This is a genomic window from Amycolatopsis sp. NPDC114505 (assembly GCF_055633615.1).
The window spans coordinates 2376370-2392643 of sequence record NZ_JBVKDV010000001.1 but is presented as its reverse complement, the minus strand read 5'-3'; the positions used below and the strand labels follow the sequence as shown (position 1 = coordinate 2392643).

At 72.3% G+C, this 16274-nt stretch carries 19 protein-coding genes and 1 pseudogene; 12 read left to right on the top strand and 8 right to left on the bottom strand.

What is annotated here, in order from left to right:
- The first annotated feature begins 6 nt into the window (after positions 1-6).
- The 4 genes from ACZ7OU_RS11995 to mscL all read left to right on the top strand — a co-directional run bounded on the left by ACZ7OU_RS11995 (position 7) and on the right by mscL (position 2204).
- A complete protein-coding gene (locus ACZ7OU_RS11995; protein WP_470255067.1) occupies positions 7-597 on the top strand; it encodes a 5-formyltetrahydrofolate cyclo-ligase in 591 nt (196 codons plus the stop codon).
- Between the two features lie 86 nt (positions 598-683).
- Entirely contained in the window at positions 684-995 is a 312-nt protein-coding gene (locus tag ACZ7OU_RS11990) for an FmdB family zinc ribbon protein (RefSeq protein ID WP_470241940.1), read from the top strand.
- 130 nt (positions 996-1125) lie between these two features.
- Positions 1126-1755, top strand: a complete 630-nt coding sequence (locus tag ACZ7OU_RS11985) for an SAF domain-containing protein (RefSeq protein ID WP_470255066.1) — start codon at positions 1126-1128, stop codon at positions 1753-1755.
- Positions 1756-1790: 35 nt separating this feature from the next.
- Entirely contained in the window at positions 1791-2204 is a 414-nt protein-coding gene (gene mscL / locus ACZ7OU_RS11980) for a large-conductance mechanosensitive channel protein MscL (RefSeq protein ID WP_470241942.1), read from the top strand.
- Between the two features lie 503 nt (positions 2205-2707).
- Here the strand turns inward: mscL and ACZ7OU_RS11975 are convergent.
- A pseudogene (locus ACZ7OU_RS11975) lies at positions 2708-2914 on the bottom strand (aldo/keto reductase); the annotation flags it as partial.
- A 99-nt stretch (positions 2915-3013) separates the two neighbouring features.
- Positions 3014-3514, bottom strand: a complete 501-nt coding sequence (locus tag ACZ7OU_RS11970; RefSeq protein ID WP_410610225.1) for a MogA/MoaB family molybdenum cofactor biosynthesis protein — start codon at positions 3512-3514, stop codon at positions 3014-3016.
- A 122-nt stretch (positions 3515-3636) separates the two neighbouring features.
- Between ACZ7OU_RS11970 and ACZ7OU_RS11965 the strand changes: the two genes are divergently transcribed.
- From ACZ7OU_RS11965 to ACZ7OU_RS11955, 3 genes are all read left to right on the top strand, one after another.
- The gene (locus tag ACZ7OU_RS11965; protein ID WP_470255065.1) at positions 3637-4692 is read left to right on the top strand and encodes an NAD-dependent epimerase/dehydratase family protein; all 1056 of its coding nucleotides are present in this window, start codon (positions 3637-3639) and stop codon (positions 4690-4692) included.
- A gap of 421 nt (positions 4693-5113) precedes the next feature.
- Entirely contained in the window at positions 5114-5320 is a 207-nt protein-coding gene (locus ACZ7OU_RS11960) for a hypothetical protein (protein WP_470255064.1), read from the top strand.
- 29 nt (positions 5321-5349) lie between these two features.
- Positions 5350-5628, top strand: coding sequence for a WYL domain-containing protein (locus ACZ7OU_RS11955; RefSeq protein ID WP_470255918.1), 279 nt, complete (start codon positions 5350-5352; stop codon positions 5626-5628).
- Positions 5629-5772: 144 nt separating this feature from the next.
- Here ACZ7OU_RS11955 and ACZ7OU_RS11950 read toward each other — a convergent pair whose 3' ends face one another.
- From ACZ7OU_RS11950 to ACZ7OU_RS11940, 3 genes are read right to left on the bottom strand one after another with little or no spacing between them, the layout of a single operon-like run.
- Complete coding sequence (locus ACZ7OU_RS11950; RefSeq protein ID WP_470241947.1) at positions 5773-6822, bottom strand: sensor histidine kinase; 1050 nt, start codon at positions 6820-6822, stop codon at positions 5773-5775.
- Entirely contained in the window at positions 6819-7520 is a 702-nt protein-coding gene (locus ACZ7OU_RS11945) for a response regulator transcription factor (RefSeq protein ID WP_470255063.1), read from the bottom strand. Before ACZ7OU_RS11945 ends, ACZ7OU_RS11950 begins: the two co-directional genes overlap by 4 nt.
- A 10-nt stretch (positions 7521-7530) precedes the next feature.
- Positions 7531-8943: a hypothetical protein gene (locus ACZ7OU_RS11940; RefSeq protein WP_470241949.1), complete on the bottom strand. Its 1413-nt coding sequence runs from the start codon at positions 8941-8943 to the stop codon at positions 7531-7533.
- A gap of 160 nt (positions 8944-9103) precedes the next feature.
- On the opposite strand from ACZ7OU_RS11940, the gene ACZ7OU_RS11935 reads away from it, so the two are divergent.
- The 5 genes from ACZ7OU_RS11935 to ACZ7OU_RS11915 are packed head-to-tail and all read left to right on the top strand — an operon-like array spanning position 9104 to position 12687.
- Complete coding sequence (locus tag ACZ7OU_RS11935) at positions 9104-9748, top strand: glycosyltransferase family 2 protein (protein WP_470255917.1); 645 nt, start codon at positions 9104-9106, stop codon at positions 9746-9748.
- Positions 9745-10428: a TIGR04282 family arsenosugar biosynthesis glycosyltransferase gene (locus ACZ7OU_RS11930; protein ID WP_470255062.1), complete on the top strand. Its 684-nt coding sequence runs from the start codon at positions 9745-9747 to the stop codon at positions 10426-10428. The genes ACZ7OU_RS11935 and ACZ7OU_RS11930 overlap by 4 nt, the downstream gene beginning before the upstream one ends.
- Entirely contained in the window at positions 10425-11054 is a 630-nt protein-coding gene (locus tag ACZ7OU_RS11925) for a class I SAM-dependent methyltransferase (RefSeq protein ID WP_470255061.1), read from the top strand. The genes ACZ7OU_RS11930 and ACZ7OU_RS11925 overlap by 4 nt, the downstream gene beginning before the upstream one ends.
- Complete coding sequence (locus tag ACZ7OU_RS11920) at positions 11051-12169, top strand: molybdopterin-dependent oxidoreductase (protein ID WP_470255060.1); 1119 nt, start codon at positions 11051-11053, stop codon at positions 12167-12169. The genes ACZ7OU_RS11925 and ACZ7OU_RS11920 overlap by 4 nt, the downstream gene beginning before the upstream one ends.
- On the top strand, positions 12166-12687 hold the full coding sequence (locus ACZ7OU_RS11915) for a hypothetical protein (protein ID WP_470255059.1): 522 nt from the start codon (positions 12166-12168) through the stop codon (positions 12685-12687). Before ACZ7OU_RS11920 ends, ACZ7OU_RS11915 begins: the two co-directional genes overlap by 4 nt.
- A gap of 140 nt (positions 12688-12827) precedes the next feature.
- On the opposite strand, the gene ACZ7OU_RS11910 is transcribed toward ACZ7OU_RS11915, so the two are convergent.
- From ACZ7OU_RS11910 to ACZ7OU_RS11900, 3 genes are all read right to left on the bottom strand, one after another.
- Complete coding sequence (locus ACZ7OU_RS11910; protein ID WP_470255058.1) at positions 12828-14249, bottom strand: S1C family serine protease; 1422 nt, start codon at positions 14247-14249, stop codon at positions 12828-12830.
- A gap of 72 nt (positions 14250-14321) precedes the next feature.
- A complete protein-coding gene (gene galT, locus ACZ7OU_RS11905; RefSeq protein ID WP_470241955.1) occupies positions 14322-15404 on the bottom strand; it encodes a galactose-1-phosphate uridylyltransferase in 1083 nt (360 codons plus the stop codon).
- Complete coding sequence (locus ACZ7OU_RS11900; protein WP_364622263.1) at positions 15401-16201, bottom strand: DeoR/GlpR family DNA-binding transcription regulator; 801 nt, start codon at positions 16199-16201, stop codon at positions 15401-15403. Before ACZ7OU_RS11900 ends, galT begins: the two co-directional genes overlap by 4 nt.
- Between the last annotated feature and the right edge of the window lie 73 nt (positions 16202-16274).

Sequence of the window (16274 nt, the reverse complement as noted above, 5' to 3'; positions counted from 1 at the left end):
GAGGTCATGCACGCGCTGGGCAATGAGCACCTGAGCAAGGCGGAGTGGCGTGACCGGCTGACGCGCGCGCGGGCGGACCAGACCGCCGAATCACACGCCCGGGAAGCGTCGGCGCTGGTCAGCGCGGTGTCGAAGGTCACATCCGGCACGGTGGCCGCGTACCTGCCGTTCGGCACCGAGCCGGGCACGACGGCGCTCGTCGACGCGCTGGCGGCCGGCGGCGCGCGGGTGCTGCTGCCCGTCATCCGGTCGCGGGTGGATCCGCTCGACTGGGCCGAGTACACAGGCGAGGCCGATCTGGTGCCCAGCCGCTTCCGCGGCATCCGCGAGCCCGGCGGAAAACGCCTGGGTACCGAGGCTGTGGGGGCCGCGGACCTGATCTTGGTGCCCGCGCTGGCCGTGGACCGCCGGGGCGTCCGGCTCGGCCGGGGCGCCGGTCACTACGATCGTTCGCTGGTGTTCGCCGCGGCCGGCGTGACGCTGCTGGCCGTCGTCCGGGACGAGGAGCTGGTCGAACGGCTGCCCGGGGAACCCCACGACGTGCGCATGAGCGGGGCCTTGACGCCGGGTCGAGGCGTGCTCGAGCTGCCGATGTGAGCAACGAGGAATTGCGTTCGGGGAATGCTTTCAAGCACAATTGGGTTGGCACTCTGGTCGGATGAGTGCCAGCAAAGGAGCCGTCAGTGCCTACGTACCAGTACGCCTGCAAAGAATGCGACCACCGGTTCGAAGCCGTGCAGTCGTTCTCGGACCCCAGCCTGACCGTGTGCCCGCAGTGCTCCGGCGTGCTGCGGAAGGTCTTCAGCTCGGTCGGCGTCGTCTTCAAGGGCAGCGGGTTCTACCGCACCGACTCCCGCGACGCGGGCAAGTCGAGCACCACCGCGGCCCCGGCGAAGACCGAGACCAAGACCGAGTCGAAGTCGGAGACCAAGTCCGACACGAGCTCGGCATCATCCTCCTCGGGTACGACAAAAACCACCGCCGCCGCCTCCTGACCGCGAGGTTGTCCACAACACCCCGGTTGTCCACAGATGCCGGACCCGGCCCTTCCGGCGGCCGGTCCGGCTTCCCTAACGTCGATCTTGTGCGGCACACCGCCGCACCCGATCCGACCGAGGGGGCACCGTGGACGTCGCGGCGAGGTTCCGCACTCCTGATCTGACCCGGCTGCGGGGCCGGCGGACACGGCTCATCCGCCGCTGGCTCGCCGTCGGCCTGCTGCTGGCCGGCGCGCTGCTCTTCGCGCACCCCGGTTCCGCGCGGGGCGCACCGACGACTCCGACCGTCGTCGCAGCGCACGACCTCCCTTCCGGCACGGCTCTGCGCGCTCTCGACGTCCGGCTGGCCGATCTTCCCGATTCCACGCGTCCGGCGGGTGCGTTGACCGCTTTGGACGGCGTCGACGGACGTCTGCTGGCGGGTGCCGTCCGTGCCGGCGAACCCCTGACCGACGTCCGGCTGGCGACGACCATCCCCGGCTCGGGTGATCCCACGACAGCGACGGTGCCGGTGCGCCTGGCCGACGCCGGCGTCGCCGAGTTGCTGGAGCCCGGCGGGCGCGTCGACGTCGTCGCGGCGCCGGAACCGGGCGTACCCGCGTCCGTGCTGGCGGGCGGGGCGACGGTGGTGGCGGTCAGGCCGCGGGACGCGTCCGCGGCGAAGGGACCGCTGGTGCTGCTCCGGCTCCCGGAGGCGATCGCGACGACGGTGGCGGCGATTTCACTGGAGCGTCCGGTAACGGTTACTCTCCGCTAGCCCACCCCCGCCGTCCCCGTTCGTGAGGAGAGCAAGTGTTCAAGGGTTTCAAGGATTTCCTGATGCGCGGCAACGTCGTGGACCTCGCCGTCGCGGTGGTCATCGGCTCGGCGTTCACGGCCATCGTGACGGCGTTCACCAACGGCCTCATCAAGCCGCTGATCAGCACGATCGGCGGCACGGACGCCGCGAACGGCCTCGGCTACCAGATCTTCGAGAACAACAAGGCCACGTTCCTGAACTTCGGCGACGTGATCAACGCGGCGATCAACTTCGTGCTGGTCGCGGCGGTGGTCTACTTCGTGATCGTGCTGCCGGTGAAGCACCTGCAGGAGCGGCGCAAGCGCGGCCAGGAGCCAGGCCCGTCGGAGCCGACCGACGTCGAGCTGCTCATCGAGATCCGCGACCTGCTGCGCGCCCAGTCCCAGCGCGACAACGGCCGCGACTGAGCGGATCAGCGATCGTGGTGCGGCGGCCGGTTCTCCCGGTACCAGTCGTCCGGGAGCCCGGTGCGCCGGTCGGGATCGCGCTCATCGGAGGTGGTCTCGGGCAGAACGTCCCCGAAGATCTCGTCGACCCGCCGGCGCTGCTCGCTGGTGGCCTTGGGGTCGCGCTGCTGACCGGACATGCCCCCAGTCTCCCACGACGCGTTCATTGACAACTCCACAGCGAAGGTCACGGCGTTCCGGCCTCGCCGAGGCGCCGCCGCTGAGCCGGCGACAGTCCGAGGCCGGCGGCGGCGAAGTTCTCTTCGAGGTGCGCGATCCGGCCGGTCCCCGGAATCGGCAGGATCACCGGTGAGTGCCCCAACAGCCAGGCGAGTGCGACCTGAGCGGCGGTGGCGCCCAGCTCGGCCGCGATGGCGGCGATCGCGTCCCCGCCGACGGCAGCGACGGGCCTGCTCGACCTGGTCACGCAAGATCCGCGGCCGGGCGTCCAGCCGCCACTCACCACCGGGCCCGGTGCGTGCGACGCCCACCTTGGTGGTGATCACCAGCCCGGCCGGATACGGGTACAGCGCCGAGGCGAGCAGCTCCTCGTTGGCTCCGCCGCCGTAGAGGTGAGCGGTGTCGATCAGCGTGACGCCCAGTTCGACGGCCCGCCGGACGACCGCGATCGCCTCTTCGCGCGCCGAGCCGGGTTCGGTCGGCAGGTGCATCGCCCCGAAGCCGAGCCGGCACACCTCGAGGTGCCCACCGATGCGGAAATCCATGACCGGGGCGACGGTATCGGCGGCACCCCGATCACGCGAGGAAATTCAGACCTCTTCGAGGCCCGAAAGCTCGTCGATCACGTGCGGCACGAGCGAGGTCAGCGTCGCCATGCCGTCGCGCACCGCGGAGCGCGACCCGGCGAGGTTGACCACCAGCGTGCTCCCCGACACCCCGGCGAGGCCCCGCGAGATCCCGGCGTCCACGGCTCCGGCCGCCAGCCCGGACGCCCGGATGGCCTCGCTGATGCCCGGGATCGGCCGGTCGAGCACACCGGCGGTGGCGTCCGGCGTGCGGTCACGCGGCAGCACACCGGTGCCGCCGACCGTGATCACCAGGTCGGCGCCGCCGATCACGGCGGTGTTGAGCGCATTGCGGATCCCCGTGGTCTCGGCCTCGACGACCACGACACCGTCGACGATGAAACCCGCCTCTTCGAGCAGTTCGGTCACCAGCGGGCCAGTGGTGTCTTCGTGCTCGCCGTGCGCCACGCGATCGTCCACGATGACCACGAGGGCTCGGCCCAGCCGTTGTGCACTCCGTTCCATGCCGCCACCGTAGTCGGTTTCGACCACCCGGCGCCGGGAGGTGCCGGGTGAGTTCTGACGATTCCGTGACGTGCCCGCGCGCGGCCGGGCACGCCGGTCCGCGGGCCCCTAGCGTGACCGGTGTGCGCGTACTGGTCACCGGCGGAGCCGGGTTCATCGGGTCTCACATCGCCGATCTCCTGGCGGATGGGGGTGACGAGGTCGTCGTGCTCGACAACCTCCTCCCCACCGCCCACGGCTCCCGCACCCCGCCGGCGTACACCGGCAGGCACCGGTTCCTGCGCGGCGACGTCACCGACACCGAGATCGTCGCCGAGCTGCTGGACGGCGTCGACGCGGTCTGCCACCAGGCGGCGGTGGTCGGGCACGGCGTCGACCCGTCGGACGCGCCGTCGTACGCCCTGAACAACGACTACGGCACGGCGGTCCTGCTGGCCGGCATGCACGCGGCCGGGGTGCGGAAGCTCGTCCTGGCGTCGTCGATGGTCGTCTACGGCGAAGGCCGGTACGCCTGCCCGGACCACGGCGTCGTCCCGCCTTCCCCGCGCCGCGCGTCCGATGTGGACGCCGGCCGTTACGAGCCGCGGTGCCCGGCCTGCGACACCGAGCTGAGCTGGCGGCTGGTGCCCGAGGACGCACCGCTGAACCCCCGCAGCACGTATGCGGCGACGAAGCTGGCGCAGGAGCACCTGGCCGGCGCGTGGGCCCGCCAGACGGGCGGCAGCGTGTGGGCGATGCGCTACCACAACGTCTACGGCCCGCGGATGCCGCAGAACACCCCGTACGCCGGGGTGGCGTCCCTGTTCCGCTCGGCCCTGGTGCGCGGCGAAGCACCACTGGTCCTGGAAGACGGCCGCCAGCAGCGCGACTTCGTGCACGTCCACGACGTCGCCAGGGCAAACGTCCTGGCGCTCAGGACAGCCGGCCCGGAGGGCGACATCACACCGCTCAACGTCTGCTCCGGCACCCCGCACACGGTGGGCGAGCTGGCCGAGGAGCTGGCGCGCGCCTGCACCGGCCCGAAGCCCCAGGTGGCCGGCGGCGCCCGCCCGGCCGACGTCCGCCACGTGGTCGCCGACCCCGCCCGCGCCCGCGAACTGCTGGGCTTCACCGCGGAGGTCGGCTTCGAAAAGGGAATCGCCGACTTCGCGACGGCGGAACTGCGCGCCCCGGTCTGACCTCAGCCCGCGAACGCCTGCGCGACGGTGAGGCTGTCTTCGTAGACGTGGTAGCGAGAAATCACCCCACCGTCGACGGTCAGGCGGAGTACGCAGCGGGCGTGGTACGGCCGTCACCCCGCCCCGCTCCCCGGGGACGTGGAAGTCGTTCAGCGCACGGAAGTGGTGGGCGACGTCGGCGCGCGTCGACCGCGGCCGGATCCACGGGACCGCGGGGTTTCCGGCCGCGGGCCAGTCGAGCTGCCAGTCGACGACGTCGGCGAACAGTGCGGCGATCCGGTCCGGATCCCCTTCGGACAGCCGGCCGAGGAACCCGGCCACGGCGGCCCGCGTGCCCGCCTCCGCACCGGTGAACGGTGCCGCTCCACACCGGCACGCCACCCGCCGCGGGAACCATGTGGGTGGTGAACGTGACCGCGTCGTGGCGGGCCACGACGTCGTCGGCCGCCGCGAAGACGAAGGCTCCTGTCGCCACGAACCGGTCGTGGGCGCCGGTGATCCGGGTGAGCAGAGCGTCGTGCCCCCGGTGTTCGGCGGTTTCGGTGTACTCCACACCGTCCTCGGCCCACAGCTCGGCGACGGCCCGATGCCGGGCAGCCGGGTCCGGCTGGCGGGCGTGCCGGTGTAGGGGAGCCCGGGCACGACGGCGGCTACCGGCTGCTCGACGGTTACCGCACCCGGCTGACCGGGCTCACGGCGAGCGAAGCCGAAGTTCTGTTCCTGACCGGACTCCCGGCGGCGGCCGCCTGGAACCAGCACGCCGTGAAGATCCGCTACCTGCGCTGGGCGGAGCCGCACGAGATCACGCGCACCGTGCAGCCGCACGGCCTGGTCCTGAAGGCGGGCAACTGGTACCTCGTGGCTCGTGGCGAGGGACGGTTCCGCACCTACCGGATCTCGCGGATCCGCGACGTGGACGTGCTCCCCCGGCCCTAGCTGCTGGACTTGGCGGCCGTCGCCGCCCGGAAGACGACGGGCGGGCCGGATGCGGCGGGCTGGACCGAGATCGAGATCGAGTCCATCGACGCGACTGACCTCCTCAAGCTCGGCGCGACGTCGAAGTCGTCGCACCTACGGCGTCTAGGACATCGCCAGCGGCAGCCGGACCTCGAACCGGCACCCCGGCCCGTGGTTGTGGACACCGATCTTCCCGCGGTGCGCCTCCACGAGCCCCTTGGCGATGGCCAGCCCGAGCCCACCCCCGCTGGTCGTCCCGCCCCGCTCGGGCGTCCGCGCCTGCGTCCCGCGGAAAGCGACGTCGAAGACCCGGCTGATCTCGTCGTCCGGGATGCCTCCGCAGGAGTCGTCGACGGCGAGGAGGGCCTCGTCGCCGTCGACGCCGATCTGGACCGCGACCGTCCCGTCGGGCGGGGTGTGCCGGATCGCGTTGGACACCAGGTTCCGCACGATCCGGGCCAGTTCCGGGTCGCTCCCGGTCACGACCGGCCAGGTCGACGCGTTGGCGAGCACCCGCACGCGTTTGCGCTCGGCGACCGGTGACTGGGCGGCGACGGCGTCGCTGACGACGTCGCGCAACGGCACTGCGGACATCGTGAGCTCGAGGGCGCCGGCGGTGATGCGCGAGAGCTCGAACAGGTCGCCGACCATCGCGGACAGCCGCCGGGTCTCGCCGCCGATCCGCTGGGCGTAGTCGGCGACCTCGTCGCGTTCGGACACCACTCCGTCGGCCAGCGCCTCGGCCATCGCCTGGATGCCGGCCAGGGGGCTGCGCAGGTCGTGGCTGATCCACGCGACCAGCTCCCGCCGCGACGCCTCGGCCGCGCGCTCGCGGTTGCGCGCCTCCCGCTCCCAGACGCTGCGGCGCGCGATGGCGCGGCCGAGGATGATCGCCGCCGGCACGGTGACCACCGCGACGAGCAGGCAGACCAGCAGCATCGTGGTCAGCGCCGGGGTGAACATGAACCCGCTGACGCCCAGGACGCCGACCAGGGTCGAGAGCACCGGGATCAGCACCAGCACGGTGAGCGTGGTGGCCAGCGACCCGCGGCGCAGGGCGTAGAGCACGCCCCCGCCCAGCGCCGCGATCGGCAGGGAGAAGAGCAGCGCCAGCGGCAGGATGTGCCAGAGGTGCGTCAGCGTCTCCGCGAAGGACTCGCCGGGTTCGATCACGGCTGCTCCCGGTCGTAGCGGTAGCCGACACCCCACACCGTCGCAACCCGGGTCGGCTTGGCCGGGTCGCGCTCGATCTTCTCGCGCAACCGTCGCACGTGGACGGTCACGGTCGACTGGTCGCCGAAGTCCCAGCCCCACACCTTCTCGAGCAGGTCGGCGCGCGAGTAGGCGACGCCGGGGTGGGCGAGGAAGAAGGCCAGCAGGTCGAACTCCCGTGAGGTCAGCGGCAGTTCGTGGCCGGCGAGCGTCGCGGTGCGCGCGGTCATCTGCAGGCGGAGGTTGCCGTCCACCAGCTCGGCGGCGGCCGGTTCCGGGCGCGGCATCCGCGCGCGGCGCAGCACCGAGGCGACGCGGAGGGCGAGTTCCTTGGGGCTGAAGGGTTTCGTGACGTAGTCGTCGGCACCGAGCTGGAGCCCGGCGATCCGGTTCTCCTCCTCGCCGAGGGCGGTGAGCATGACGATCGGCACCTGGCTGACCTGGCGCAGCCGCTTGCACACCTCGAGGCCGTTGATCCCCGGCATCATCACGTCGAGGACGACGAGGTCCGGCTCGTGGGCGGCGAACTCGGCGAGCCCTTCGGCACCGTCGCCGGCCTGGTCGACGGTGAACCCGGCCACCTCGAGGTAGCGGCGCACGACGTCTCGGACCGTCTCGTCGTCGTCGACCACGAGCACGCGTCCGGCCTGATCGTTCATCACGTCTCCCTCACCAGCCGGTCAGCAGCAGGTGGTTGACCGCCAGCGCCGTCGCCGCCTGGGCGGCGAGCCACCACCGGCGCCCGGGCCGCGGCAGCAGGGCCGTCAGCGGCAGCAACCACACCCCGAACGGTAGCCAGATTCGTTCGGTCTCGGCTTTCGACAGGCCCGAGACGTCGGCGAACACGATGGTGAGCAGGGCGGCGGCGCCGAGCAGCAGCACCGGATCGGACAGCAGGCCACGACCCGCTCCGGCGAAACCCCGGCGGAGGGCGGCGACCACGGCGGGGCCGAGCGCGACGACGACCGCCGCCAGATCGGCCCAGACCCAGTACGAATAGGGCCGCACGAGCGCCACGCCCTGGTAGTACCGCTCGACGACCAGGTGGTAGCCGTCGAGCCACCAGAAGCCCGCCCACGCGAAGACGCCGACGACGGCCAGCGCCGCCGCGACGGCCAGGGCGGCGGCGCGCCACTGCCGGCCGAGAACCGCCACCGCCAGCGCGAGCAGGCCGAGCAGCACCAGGCCGTACGAAAGGAAGATCCCGAAGCCGAGCAGCAGTCCGGCGGCCAGCCCGGCCGGGACGGCGTACCGGCGGCCGTCGGTGAACCCGCGTGCGGACAACGCCAGCAGCGCCAGTCCGGTGGCGGTCGTCCCGGCGAACAGACCGTCCGCCGACACACCGATCCACACCGCGCCGGGTGTCAGGACGGCGAAGGGCAGCACCGCGCGGGCCGCGTCGGCCCGGCCGAGCAGGGCGACCGTGGCGGGTACGGCCACGGCGACCAGGCTGCCGACGAGCACGACGGCCGTCGCGGCCCATGCGCCGCCGTGCAGGCCGAGCCGGTCCAGCCAGACGAAGACGAGCGTCGCGCCCGGTGGGTGCCCGGACACGTGCGTCGTCCACGAGTCCGGCTGGAAGTCGAGGATGCGGGAGGAGAACTCGCGCAGCATCCGCGGGATGTCGGTGATGCCGGGCACCTCGTGGAGGTACTCCTGCGGAATGGTCAGGTGCCCGGCGAACCCGCGCGACCAGCCGTCGACCATGGCCAGCGAGAAGATCCAGGCGAGCGAGGCCAGGTAACCGGCGACGAGTGCCCGGCGCCATGGCAGGCGGGCGACCAGTGCCGGGCCGTGGAGCACCACCGCGACGGCGATGAGGACGGCGAACACCGAACCGGGGCCGACGTGCGGCAGCCAGTCGGCGAACAACGGCGGCGACGACACGAAGATGACGACGCCGGAGTGGGGCCGGTTGTAGTACGAGCCGACCGCGGCGGCTGCGGCCACGAGCACCGCGGCCGCCGCGACGGCCAGAAGATCGGCCCGGTGGGCGCGGCGCCCGGGTCGATCAGGTGCCGGGGGTTCGGTTTCGCGGGCAGGCGGCTCGGCGAGCCGGGCTGCCGGGTTCGGCTCGCTCATCGCCGTCCACCATAGGTCCGCGGGACCGGCTCCGCGGGCCGGGCGGGGCAGCCGTAACGACCCGGTAAGAACCTCGTCACTCGTCATGATTCAGTAAGGAGCACAAGGGTTCTCCACAGTCCACCACGGACTTACGGTCGGCGCCGTGACTGACTCAGGAGTGGACGTCGTCCTCCCATGCCTCGACGAAGCGGGCGCCCTGCCCGGAGTGCTGGCCGGGTTGCCCCCGGGCTACCGCGCGATCGTGGTCGACAACGGTTCGGCCGACGGCTCGCCCGAAGTGGCGGCCTCACTCGGCGCGAAGGTCGTCCACGAACCGCGTCGCGGCTACGGCGCGGCCGTGCACACCGGCCTGGAAGCCGCCACCGCGGACATCGTGTGCTTCGCCGACGCCGACGGGTCCTTGGACCTCACCGACCTGCCGCGGCTGGTGACCGCGGTCGAAGGCGGCGCCGACCTGGCCGTCGGACGACGGGTGCCGACGGCGCCCGGCGTGTGGCCGTGGCACGCGCGCGCCGGGAACGTCGTGCTGGCGCAGCTCCTGCGTCGCCGCGGGTTGCCGGTGCGGGACATCGCACCGCTGCGGGCTGCGGACCGGCGGGCGCTGCTCGGTCTGGGCGTCACGGACCGGGCGTTCGGCTACCCGCTCGAGCTGCTGATCAAGGCTCAGCGGGCCGGGTGGCGGGTGCGCGAGTTCGACGTCCGTTACGGCGAACGGGCCAAGGGAACGAAGTCGAAGGTGTCCGGCTCGGTGCGGGGCACGCTGCGCGCGGTCCGCGACTTCGGGCGGGTGCTGGCGCGATGACCGGCCGATTCGTCCTGCTGGTCGTGGCCAAGGCGCCGGTGCCCGGGCTCGCCAAGACCCGGCTCTGCCCACCGGCGACCCCGGCCCAGTCGGCGCAGATCGCCGCGGCCGCGCTGCTCGACACGCTCGACGCCGTGTGCGCTGTCCCCGGCGCCGCGCCCGTCGTCGCGATGACCGGCGACCTCGGCGCCGCCGCGCTGGCCACCGAAATCGGGATGGCGCTGCGCCGCGTCACCACGATCCCGCAGCGGGGATGGGATTTCGGCGCCCGCTTGGCGAACGCCCACGCGGACGCCGCCGCGGTGCACACGGGCCTCCCGATCCTGCAGATCGGCATGGACACCCCGCAGGTCACGCCGGACTCCCTCGCCGCGACGGCCGCACCGGTCGTGCACGGTGGGCACGACTCCGTGGTCGGCCCGGCCGAGGACGGCGGCTGGTGGGCGCTGGGCCTCGCCGATCCGCGGCACGCGCAGGTCCTCGCGGGCGTCCCGATGTCGCGCGACGACACCGGCGAACGCACGGTGCGCGCGCTCACCGCGTGCGGGCTGCGGCCACGCCAGGCCGTCCGACTGTCCGATGTGGACACCATGGCGGACGCGCGGGCGGTGGCGGCAGCGTGCCCGGACGGCCGGTTCGCCCGCGCCGTCGCGGCGGTCCACGGGCGGGCGGTCGCATGAAGACGGCACTGATCGGCAACGAATTCGACCGCGGTCTGCTCGGGCACCACTGCTGGCTCGAACTGGCCGACGGCGGACGGGTCGAGCTGCCGGTCGAGCGGTGGGGCGCGCCGTCCGACGGCGACGACGTCCTGCTCGACGCCTGCGCCGGCCCGACCCTCGACATCGGCTGCGGCCCGGGCCGGCTCACGGCGGCCCTGGCCGGACGCGGGGTCGTCGCGCTGGGCGTCGACAGCTCACGCACGGCCGTCCGGCTGACGCGCCGTCGCGGCGGGAGTGCGTTGCACCGCAACGTCTTCGACCACGTGCCCGGCGAGGGACGGTGGCAGCACGCCCTGCTCGCCGACGGCAACATCGGCATCGGCGGCGACCCCGTGGTCCTGCTGCGGCGCGCGGCGCAGCTGATCGCCGTCGACGGTGACGTCCTCGTCGAGCTCGAGCCGCCCGGGCACGGGCTGCGGCACGAGCGCGTCCGGCTGCAGCCGGGACACGCCGACAGCGCCTGGTTCACCTGGGCGTGGGTCGGGGTGGACGCGATCGCCGAAGTCGCGATGCGCGCCGGGTTGCGCGTCGGCTGGACGACCCGGCACGGCCACCGCTGGTTCGCGCGGCTGGAGCGATCATGAAGCTGCCGATCCCCAAGGAAGAGTCCTTCAAAGCGGCTGCGCACGACGAGCGCGTGACGTCGAAGATCGGCCTGGCGCTGGCGGTCACGTTCACGACGTGCTTCGTGACCGGCCTGATCAGCCACCTGATCCAGCACCCACCGGAGTGGTTCTTCTGGCCGAGCCGCCCGGCCGGGCTCTACCGCGTCACGCAGGGGCTGCACGTGATCTCCGGCGTGGCGTCGATCCCGCTGCTGCTGGCGAAGCTGTGGAGCGTCTACCCGAAGCTGTTCGGCCGGCCGCTCGTCCGCTCGCTGCCGCACGCCCTGGAGCGCCTCTCGATCCTGGTGCTCTCGGGCGCGGCGTTCTTCGAGCTGACGACCGGGCTGCTGAACGTCGCGCAGAACTACCCGTGGGGCTTCTACTTCCCGCAGGTGCACTACGCGGTCGCGTGGCTGGCGATCGGGTCGATCCTGGTGCACGTCGCCGTGAAGCTGCCGGTCATCCGCCGGGCGCTGAGCCGCGGCACACCCGCTGAGGAGCCGTCGGCCGCCGGGCTGTCCCGGCGCGGGTTCCTGCGCACCACCGGGCTCGCGACGGGCGTCGCCGTCGTCGCCACCGCCGGCGCGACGGTCCCGTTCCTGCGCGGGATTTCCGGCCTCGCCTGGAAGACGAGCAAGGGCACGCAGAACCTCCCGGTGAACCGGACGGCGGCGGCCGCGGGCGTCACGTTTCCGGCGTCTTGGCGGCTCTCGGTGGTGACCCCGCGCGGCACGACGAAGTTCTCGCTCGACGAGCTACGCGCGCTGCCGCAGACGACGGCCGAACTGCCGATCGCGTGCGTCGAGGGCTGGAGCCAGTCGGCGACCTGGCGCGGGATCTCGTTGCCGGTGCTGCTGAAAGCCGTTGGTGCGGCACCGGGTACGGCCGTGCGAGTGTCCTCTTCGGAGCGTTCCGGGCTCTACGGCGTCAGTGTCCTGCCCGGCGAGCACACGGCCGACGAGCTGACGCTGCTCGCGCTGGAGCTGAACGGCGAGGTGCTCGACCTCGACCACGGCTTCCCGTGCCGGATCATCGCCCCGAACCGCCCCGGGGTGCTGCAGACGAAGTGGGTCACGAAGCTGGAGGCGCTGTGAAGACCGCTCGCGCTCTGCTCGCCCTGCCGGGCCTCGCGGCGCTGGCATGGGGTGTGGTGCTGTTCGTCGAATACGCGTTCCCGCTGCGTCCGGACGTCTTCGGCACGGTGGGCTGGATCGTCGGCGGCCCGCTGATCAACGACGGCGTCGTGGCCCCGCTGACAGCCATCCTCGGCATCATCCTGGCCCGCACCCTCCGTCCCCCCTGGCGTGTCCCGGTTGTCACGGGCACGGTCATCACGGGAGTCCTGCTGATCCTGGCGTTCCCGCTCCTCTGGCGCCCGTACGGAAACCCGCCGATGCCCGGCCTCCACGACGGAAACCCAGCCCTGGGCCTAGCCCTGACCCTCGCCGCGGTCTGGATGGTGGTCGTCCTGACCGCCCTGGCCCGTGTCGTCCGCCCAGGTACGCGTGTCGTCCGTCCAGACACGCGTGATGCCCCTCCAATCACGCGTGATGCCCCCTCAATCACGCGTGATGCCCCTCCAGACACGCCAGCCGACGGTCCCGGCACCTGAACCCGGCCGCAAACGCGGCCACGCGCGACCGGCATCGAGTGCCTGGTCGCGCGTGGCCTTTGTGGGTCCGGCCCCGAGAAACGGGGGTCGAGCCGTTGCTGGTCTCGGCCGCGCCAAGGCGGCCGAGCGTCTGGGAGGGATCAGTTGGCCGGGACGGGCTGTCCGCCGAGGGTCACCTCGACCGTGCGGCCGTCGGAGAGGGTGAACGTCGCCTTCTCGTCCGGGGCGCGGGTGCGGATCGCGGCGACGAGCGTGTCGGACGTGTCGATGTTCCGGTCGTCGATCTTCGTCACGATGTCGCCGGACTTGAGGCCGGCCTTCTCCGCCGGGCTGCCCGCGGTGATGGCACCGAGCTTGGCGCCGCCCTGCGGGTTGTCCGTGACCTGCGCGCCGATGTAGGTCTGCACGGCCTGGCCGGTCTTGATGATCGTGTCCGCGGTGCGGCGGGCCTGGTCGATCGGGATCGCGAACCCGATACCGACGTTGCCGCTTTCGGAGCTGCCCTGGCCCTGGCCACCGGACGCCGACTGCGGGCTGTAGATCGCCGAGTTGATGCCGATGACCTGGCCGGCCATGTTCGACAGCGGACCGCCCGAGTTGCCCGGGTTGATCGCCGCGTCGGTCTGGACGGCGTCCATCACCGTCTCCTGGCCGCCCTGCCCGCCGCCCGCGCGCACCGGCCGGTGCAGCGAGCTGACGATGCCCGAGGTGACCGTGCCGGCCAGCTCGAACGGCGAACCGATGGCGACGACCGACTGGCCGACCTTCAGGTCGTCGGACCGGCCGATCTCGACCGGGGTGAGGTTGTTGACGCCGTCGACCTTGACCACCGCGATGTCGGTGGTCGGGTCGCGGCCGACGACCTTGGCGGCGGCCTTCTTGCCGTCCTGGAACACGGCCTGGATCTGGCCGCCGTTCGCGGCGACCTCGACGACGTGGTTGTTGGTCAGGATGTAGCCGTCGGTGCTGATGACGAACCCGGAGCCCTCGCCGGCCCCCTGCTGCCCGCTCACCTGCAGCTCGACGACGCTCGGCGACAGCTTCTGCGCGACCGCTTCGACCGACCCGGCGGGCGCGTTGCCCGTCTGCTGGGCCGGCTTCGGCGCGTCGAGCGCGTTGCCGGCCGGACCGCTGGACGAACCGCTGGTGAGGTACCCGACCGCCCCGCCCGCGATGCCGCCGACGAGCAGCGCCACCAGCGCGACGCCGGCGAGCAGCTTGCCGCCGGAGCGCTTCGGCTGCGCGGGGGGCGCCGGCGGCGTGCCGTAGACGCCTGATTGCGCGTAGGGGTTCGGCGGCGGGTAGACGCTCTGCTGCTGGGTCTGGCCCGACGGGGTCCCCTGGGCGGACCACGGATTCGGCGTCGCATAGGACGGATCGGCCCCGGTCACCGCGTGGTAGGACGGCTCCGGCGCCGAGTACTGCGGCGTGCCGCCGGACTCGGGGGTGGCGGCCTGGTCACCGTACGGGCTCCCCGCCCAACCGCCCTGAGCGGCCTGCTGGCCGGTCTCGGGGTGCCGCGGCGCCGCGGGGTCGTGCGCGCTGGGGTCGTTCTCGGTCATGTCCTCACCTTGCGCGATGGTCCTGAGAGGTTCCTGAGCCGAACCTGTGCATCGGAGATGAGTATGGCCGGATCAGCCCGCCGCGCGGAGCTTTTCCGCGATCTGCTCCGGCGTCGCGTCGTTGACCCACACCGCCATGCCCGATTCCGACCCCGCCAGGTACTTCAGTTTGTCCTTGGCGCGCAATACGGAGAACAGTTCCAGGTGGAGCCAGCCGAGCTCGCGGTCGCGGCGCACCGGCGCCTGGTGCCACGCCGCGATGTACGGCAGCGGGCGGTCGTACAGGGCGTCGCACCGGCGCAGGACGTCCAGGTAGACGTCGGCGAAGTCGTCACGCTCGGCGTCGGTCAGCGCCGGGATGTCCGGAACCTGCCGGTGTGGCACGACGTGCACCTCGATGGGCCAGCGTGCCGCCGGCGGCACGTACGCCGTCCAGTGCTCGCCGGACGCCACGACGCGCGCACCGGACTTCCGCTCCGCGGCCAGCACGTCGCCGAGCACCGCGCGGCCGTGTTCCGCCTGGTACGCGCGGGCGACGTCGAGCATCCGCTCGGTCTTCGGCGTGACGAACGGGTAGCCGTAGATCTGCCCGTGCGGGTGCGACAGCGTGACGCCGATTTCCTCGCCGCGGTTCTCGAACGGGAAAACCTGCTCCACGCCGGGCACTTCGGACAGCGCGGCGGTGCGATCGGACCACGCGTCCACAACGGCCCGTACCTGCTTCGCGGTCAGCCGCGAGAAAGCGCCGTCGTGATCGCTGGTGAAGCAGACGACCTCGCAGCGTCCGCGGCCCGGGCGCACCGGCACGAGCCCGGAACCATCCACAGTGGACGGCTCGCCGATGACATCCTCGGCGAAGGACGGAAAGCGGTTCTCGAAGACGACGACGTCGTAGTCGCTTTCGGGGATCTCGCTCGGTTTGCCCGGCTTGCTCGGGCACAGCGGGCACAGGTCCGCCGGCGGCTTGTACGTCCGCGTCTGCCGGTGCGCGGCCATCGCGACCCACTCGTTCGTCAGCGGGTCGAGCCGGATCTCCGACGCGGCCGAAACCGGCGGCAGGTCGCGGGTGTCCTCGGCGACGCGGTCGGGCGCGCCGGGCTGGTCGAAGTAGATGATCTCCCGGCCGTCGGCCAGGTGTCGTACGGTCCGCTTCACGCTTCTTCGGCCTCGACCGTCTCCGCCGTTTCGGCGATCATGAGTTCCGCTGCCCTTTCGGCGAGTATTTCCTTGGCGTCGTCGGGAATCCCGTCATCGGTGACGACGACGTCGGCCTCGTCCAGGTCGGCGATCGTGGAGATCCCGACGGTGCCCCACTTGGTGTGGTCGGCGAGCACGACGAGCTTGCGCCCGGCCTCGACCAGCGCGCGGTCGGTCTCGCTCTCGGTGAGGTTCGGCGTGGTGAAGCCCGGCCCGTCGGCCATCCCGTGCACGCCGAGGAAGACGACGTCGAGGTGCAGCGACCGCAGGCTGTGCACGGCGACCGGCCCGACCAGCGCGTCCGACGGCGTCCGCACCCCGCCGGTGAGCACGACGGTGCGGTCCGGCTGCGTCGACCCGCGGAGCACGTCGGCGACCTGGATCGAGTTGGTCACGATGGTGAGGCCGGGGATGGCGTCGAGCGCGCGGGCGAGCGTCCACGTGGTGGTGCCGGCGGAGATGCCGATCGCGGTGCCGGGCCGCACGAGGGTCGCGGCGAGCTCGGCGATGGCTTCCTTCTGCGCACGCTGGCGCACGGACTTGGCCTCGAAGCCGGGTTCGTCGGTGCTCTTGCCGACGATCGAAGTGGCGCCGCCGTAGACCTTCTCGACGAGCCCGCGCCCGGCGAGGACGTCGAGGTCGCGGCGCACCGTCATGTCGGAGACACCCAGCCTGGTCACGAGATCACTGACCCGGACCGCACCGGTCCGGCGTGCCTCTTCCAGGATCACCGCCTGTCGCTGACGCGCCAGCACCGCTCAACTCCGTCCCCGTCACACCCCAACCACACAAAATCCTACACGATTCAACACAGGATCCGCAGGGGCG